2 protein-coding genes are annotated in these 1,307 nt (G+C 63.7%); both read right to left on the reverse strand.

The genetic code is table 11. The features are described 5' to 3' along the window. Positions 1-6 precede the first annotated feature (6 nt). Positions 7-297 carry an Hsp70 family protein gene (locus tag AC08OU_RS18095; RefSeq protein WP_476602016.1) on the reverse strand — a complete coding sequence of 97 codons (291 nt, stop codon included), beginning with the start codon at positions 295-297 and terminating at the stop codon, positions 7-9. A gap of 485 nt (positions 298-782) precedes the next feature. Beyond that, on the reverse strand, positions 783-1,256 hold the full coding sequence (locus AC08OU_RS18100; RefSeq protein ID WP_476602015.1) for a hypothetical protein: 474 nt from the start codon (positions 1,254-1,256) through the stop codon (positions 783-785). Positions 1,257-1,307: the final 51 nt, after the last annotated feature.

The following is a 1,307-nucleotide window of genomic DNA, read 5'->3' on the forward strand; positions in this document are numbered from 1 at the left end:
CAGGCCCTAGGTCACCAACCGGGCGATCAGTCCCTCCCGGCTGTAGGCGGCACCCCCGAGCAGAACGGGACCGCTGTCCCCGAGCCGGCGCAGGAGGTCGGTCGCGGCACGCTCGGGGTCGACCAGCGACCGGCGGTCCGCCGCGCGGGCGAACTGCAGGCCACCGGCCGGGGCGGCGTAGACCACCGACGGCAGGCGACGCTGGCCGCTCAGTTCGAGCACGCGGGGCCAGCCTCCGTCCGCCACCCCGACGATCGTGTTCGCGGATCCGAGGTCGATACCCAGCTGATAGCTCACCGCGTCTCCCGAAACCTACGCGATCATCACGGCGACCGGAGCCACGGTACTCCGCTCGGCCGCCGGAGATCCTTCCACTCCCGTTACCACGATCATCGTGGACGTTTGACCAGGCAATATTTGTGTCCGAGAGCGGACAAAATATTTCCGGCTCCCGTTGAGCCGGTGAGCAGGTCACTGAGTCGCCGAATGGTGCCGGACGGTGCCGGGCCCCGGCCCGACCGGCCTGCCGCGGGTCCGACGGTGCCATGACGCTGGGCCCGCCAGGACCGGCCGATGCGCCGTGCCGGACACCTCGCGTCCGGAACTCCATGATCCAGCATCCTGTGATCGCGGCACCCTGTGATCGTCAACACCTCCTACCCGGATAGGCGAGGACACCGAGCAGGACACGGCGGGGTGGAGCCCTGGATCCGGCGGCTCTCGGGGATCTCCGACCAGCCGAGGTCTACTCCTTACCCGGGGGCCGGCGAGGCCGGTCCCAATCAGGTCGGCAGATGCCGGACGAACATGCCGACCAGAATCTTCCCATCGGTCCGGGAGTCGCCGGGGAAGAAGTGAATACGATTCCGATGCGGTTCGAGTTTTGAATGCCATTCACACCGGACGGAGAAACCCCGGAATATGACGTCACGTCTGCGCATCAGAGTAGCCGATCCCCGAGTCCTACCCTCGATACTGACGGCTATCCCCAGGCGCGCGGAAATCTGCGCGGAAGAACCCTTCTCGGCAATGAACAAATCGGAAAACCGATCATTCAATGCGGCAAGATGAAGAACAGCAGTATCTCTCAGGGAGTAGCCGCCATCAAATTTTCGAAAGGTTAGGCCGTCGGCGAAAAGGAGTCGATGAAAAGCTTTCTCCGCGTGCACGAAGAAAATCTCCTCGGCTATGTCCTCCAGCTTGAAGAGAGACCGGTAGAAGAACCTGAGGTGCTCGTCCCCGCCGATGAAGACCAACGTGGCGCCGTCCTCCTTCGGGGACGTAATGAAGTAACAAATACGTGATCA

Source organism: Frankia sp. CcMO1 (assembly GCF_977945845.1).